The sequence below is a fragment of the Pseudomonas sp. PB105 genome, assembly GCF_009764655.1.
Taxonomy (GTDB): Bacteria; Pseudomonadota; Gammaproteobacteria; order Pseudomonadales; family Pseudomonadaceae; genus Aquipseudomonas; species Aquipseudomonas cyclaminis.
Genome location: NZ_RWIO01000007.1, coordinates 1 through 4,052, shown reverse-complemented (window position 1 = coordinate 4,052; position 4,052 = coordinate 1). Strand labels below are relative to the sequence as shown.

General features: G+C 61.5%; 4 protein-coding genes. 1 reads left to right on the top strand and 3 read right to left on the bottom strand.

What is annotated here, in order from left to right; all coding sequences use genetic code 11:
- Positions 1-187: 187 nt before the first annotated feature.
- The 3 genes from EJD88_RS01315 to xylF are packed head-to-tail and all read right to left on the bottom strand — an operon-like array spanning position 188 to position 3,879.
- Positions 188-1,324, bottom strand: a complete 1,137-nt coding sequence (locus EJD88_RS01315) for a sugar ABC transporter permease (RefSeq protein ID WP_158876330.1) — start codon at positions 1,322-1,324, stop codon at positions 188-190.
- Positions 1,325-2,872, bottom strand: a complete 1,548-nt coding sequence (xylG, locus tag EJD88_RS01310) for a D-xylose ABC transporter ATP-binding protein (protein ID WP_177411523.1) — start codon at positions 2,870-2,872, stop codon at positions 1,325-1,327.
- Positions 2,873-2,877: 5 nt separating this feature from the next.
- Complete coding sequence (gene xylF / locus EJD88_RS01305; protein ID WP_099584557.1) at positions 2,878-3,879, bottom strand: D-xylose ABC transporter substrate-binding protein; 1,002 nt, start codon at positions 3,877-3,879, stop codon at positions 2,878-2,880.
- On the opposite strand from xylF, the gene EJD88_RS26945 reads away from it, so the two are divergent.
- The coding region (locus EJD88_RS26945; protein ID WP_178117202.1) for a hypothetical protein at positions 3,870-4,052 on the top strand (183 nt) is incomplete at its 3' end. The two genes, xylF and EJD88_RS26945, sit on opposite strands and share 10 nt — an antisense overlap.

Sequence of the window (4,052 nt, the reverse complement as noted above, 5' to 3'; positions counted from 1 at the left end):
TGGAAGAACGCAATGAATCAATTTGCGATTCTGTACGGAGATCGATTTATCAGGCCGACCTGGTAAAGATGGCCTGCCTGACGGCAGGCCGTAACCGGCCCGAACACAAAAAATCTGACACTCTCGACCCACCGTCTTCGAGGGCAAGCCCCCTCCCACATTTAGCCTGCGGTGTGCTTGGGATTACTCACCTGCGCCCCGCCCGCGTACTCACGTCCACCCACACCGCCAGCACCAGGATGCTGCCCTTGACGATCATCTGCCAGTAACTGTCCACATCCAGCATCGACATGCCGTTATCCAGGCTGGTAATCACCAACGCGCCGAGCAGCGCGCCATACACCGTGCCCGAGCCACCGCGCATCGACGTGCCGCCGATAAAGCACGCCGCAATCGCATCCAGTTCGCCCATGTTGCCCGCCGACGGCGAACCCGCCGCGAGACGTGCGGTGTTGACCAGGCCGGCCACTGCGCACATCACCCCCATGATGCCGAAAATCCACAGTTTCACCGCCTGCACGTTGATGCCCGACAGGCGTGTGGCCTCCATGTTGCTGCCCACCGCGTAGACGCGGCGACCGAACACGGTCTGGCTGGTGACGTAGCTGAACACGCCGAGCAGCACCAGCAACAGCAGCACCGGCACGGGGATGCCGTCGTAGCTGTTGAGGGTGGTGACGAACCCGGCGAGCACCGCGCCGATCACCCCGACGCGCACCACATCACGCACCAGCGAATGCGCGGCCAGCCCGTGCAGCGCACGGTTGCGCCGCTGTTTCCAGGTCAAGAACAGCGTCAGCGCAAACAACAAAATCCCGAGGCCGACGCCCACGGTGTGCGGCAAATACCCCTGGCCCACGTACACCAGCGACGGCGATACCGGCGCAATGGTGGTGCCGCCGGTGATCCCCAGCAGAATCCCGCGAAACGCCAGCATGCCGCCCAATCCGACGATAAACGAAGGGATGCGCAGATAGGCCGTCATGTAGCCGTTGGCCAACCCGATCATCAGCCCGCACAGCGCCACCAGGCTGAGATTGGCCAGCAACGGGATGTGGTAGACCACATCCAGGATCGCCGCCAACCCGCCCAACAACCCCAGCAACGAACCCACCGACAGATCAATCTCGCCGCTGATAATCACCAGCACCATGCCGCACGCCAGGATCCCGGTGATCGCCATCTGGCGCAGCAGGTTCGACAGGTTGCGCGGTGTCAGGAAACCGCCCTCGGTCTGCCAGCTGAAAAACAGCCAGATCACCGCCACGGCGATCACCAGGGCGAGCATTTTGTAGCGGGTAAACAGCTGTTTGACCTGATTCATCTACGCGGTCTTCCGATCATTATTGTTGTTATGGCTGAGCGCGGCGGCGAGCACTTGTTCCTGGGTGAGCCCCTCGTTGATGAAGTCGCCGCGCAGTTGGCCGTCGCCGATCACCAGCACGCGGTTGGACACGCCGAGCACTTCGGCCAGTTCCGAAGACACCATGATGATCGACACGCCTTCGGCCGCCAGCGCGCCCATCAGTTTGTAGATCTCATACTTGGCGCCCACGTCGACCCCGCGTGTGGGCTCGTCGAGGATCAGCACCTTGGGCTTGGCCATCAGCATTTTTGCCAGCACGGCCTTTTGCTGATTGCCGCCAGAGAGGCTGGTGATCGGCAAGAACGGGCTGGAGGTCTTGAGGTGCATGCGTGCGATCTGCTGGTCGATGCTGCCCAGTTCGGCTTCGGCATCGATGCGGGTCATATGGGCATAGGTGTCGAGGATCGCCAGGGTGATGTTCTGGCCCACGCCCAGGTCGGGAACGATGCCTTGGCGCTTGCGGTCTTCCGGCACCATGCACAGCCCGGCGCGGATCGATTTGAGCGGCGTGCGTGTGTCGATCACCTGGCCGTCCAGCCACACTTCGGCGCTGTAGCGGCCGGGGTAGGCGCCGAACAGCGCCGACACCAGTTCCGTGCGCCCGGCGCCGACCAGTCCGGCGATGCCGAGGATTTCGCCGCGCTTGAGCACGAAGGAAATATCATCGACACGCTTGCGCCTGGGGTTGTCCACGTCATAGCAGGTGACGTTGCGCGCTTCGAAAATCACCTCGCCGATGTCATGGGGTTCGGTGGGGTAGAGGTTGCTCATTTCCCGCCCGACCATCTGCGTGATGATTTGCGGGATGTCCATGTCGGCCATGGCCGTGGTCGCGATGTGCTTGCCGTCGCGGATCACCGCAATGGTGTCGCACACCGCCGCCACTTCATCGAGCTTGTGGGAGATGTACACGCAGGCCACGCCCTTGGCCTTGAGGTCTCGGATGATGTCGAGCAGCACCTCGATTTCCGAACGGGTCAGGGCCGACGAAGGCTCGTCGAGGATCAGCAGGCGCGCTTTTTTATTCAGCGCCTTGGCGATTTCCACCAGTTGCTGGTAGCCGCCGCCGTATTGCGACACCGGCAAGGCGACGTTCATATCCGGCACCTTGAGTTCACGCATCAGCGCTTCGGCGCGGTGGAGCATCGCCGGGTAGTTCATGCGTCCACCGGGCAACGTCAGCTCGTGGCCCATAAAGATGTTTTCGGCCACCGAGAGGTCGGGCACCAGGGTCAGCTCCTGGTGGATGATCACGATGCCCGCGGCCTCGGTTTCGCTGATGGACTGGGCCCTGAGCGGCTGCCCATCCCAAAGGATCTCGCCGTCCCAGGTGCCGTACGGGTAGACCGCCGACAGCACCTTCATCAAGGTTGATTTGCCCGCGCCATTCTCACCGCACAGGCCGACACACTCCCCCGGCCGCACGCTGATGTCGATGCCGTTCAGGGCATTGACACCGCCAAAGGTTTTGACGATGCCGGTCATTTGCAGCAGGTAGTCGGCCATGGCGGTCACTGCCCGGCAATCTGCTCTTTGGTGTAGAACCCATCCTTCTCCAACAGATCAATATTGGCCTTGGTCAGCGGGGTCGGGGTGAGCAGGATGGTGTCGACCTGTTTGCTGCCGTTGTCGTACTGCGAGCTGTAGGTGGGTTTTTCGTTGCGTGCCAGTTGCACCGAGAGCTTGGCGGCTTCGGTGGCGATCAGCTTGAGCGGCTTGTACACGGTCATGGTCTGGGTGCCGTCGATCACGCGCTTGATTGCGGCGAGGTCGGCGTCCTGGCCGGAGATCGGCACCTTGCCCGCGAGTTTCTGCGCGGCCAGGGCCTGGATCGCACCGCCGGCGGTGGCGTCGTTGGAGGCGACGATGGCGTCGATCTTGTTGTTGTTCCGCGTCAGGGCGTTTTCGACGATGCTCAGGGCTTCGGTGGGGTTCCACTCCTTGACCCATTGCTGGCCGACCACCTTGATATCGCCCTTGTCGATGGCCGGTTGCAGCACCTTCATCTGGCCTTCGCGCAGCACTTTGGCGTTGTTGTCGGTGGGCGCGCCGCCGAGCAGGAAGTAGTTACCCTTGGGCGCGGCTTGCAGCACGCCGGCGGCCTGCATTTCGCCGACTTTTTCGTTATCGAAGGAGATGTAGGCGTCGATGTCCGCGTTGAGAATCAGGCGGTCATAGGACACCACCTTGATCCCGGCTTTCTTGGCTTCGGCCACCGCGTTAGTCAGCACCGTGGCGTTGAACGGCACGATCACGATGACGTCGACGCCACGGGAGATCAGGTTTTCAATTTGGGAAATCTGCTTCTGCTCGTTGGCATCGGCCGATTGCACAAAGACTTTCGCGTCGAGTTTTTCGGCAGCGGCGACGAAGTAGTCACGGTCGCGGGACCAGCGTTCAAGGCGCAGGTCGTCGATGGAAAAGCCGATTTTCGGGTGGGCAGGGTCGGCCATGACCGGCAGGGCGAGCAAGGCCAGGGCCGTGGCGAGCAGGGTGCGTTTGAATGACTTCATGGTGGTGCGTCCTTTTATTGTTGTTGGAAGACTCTAGTCGAACACCGCTGTTGCTGTTGCTGTTGCTGTTGCTGTTGCTGTTGCTGTTGCTGTTGCTGTTGCTGTTGCTGTTGCTGTTGCTGTTGCTGTTGCTGTTGCTGTTGCTGTTGCTGTTGCTGTTGCTGTTGCTGTTG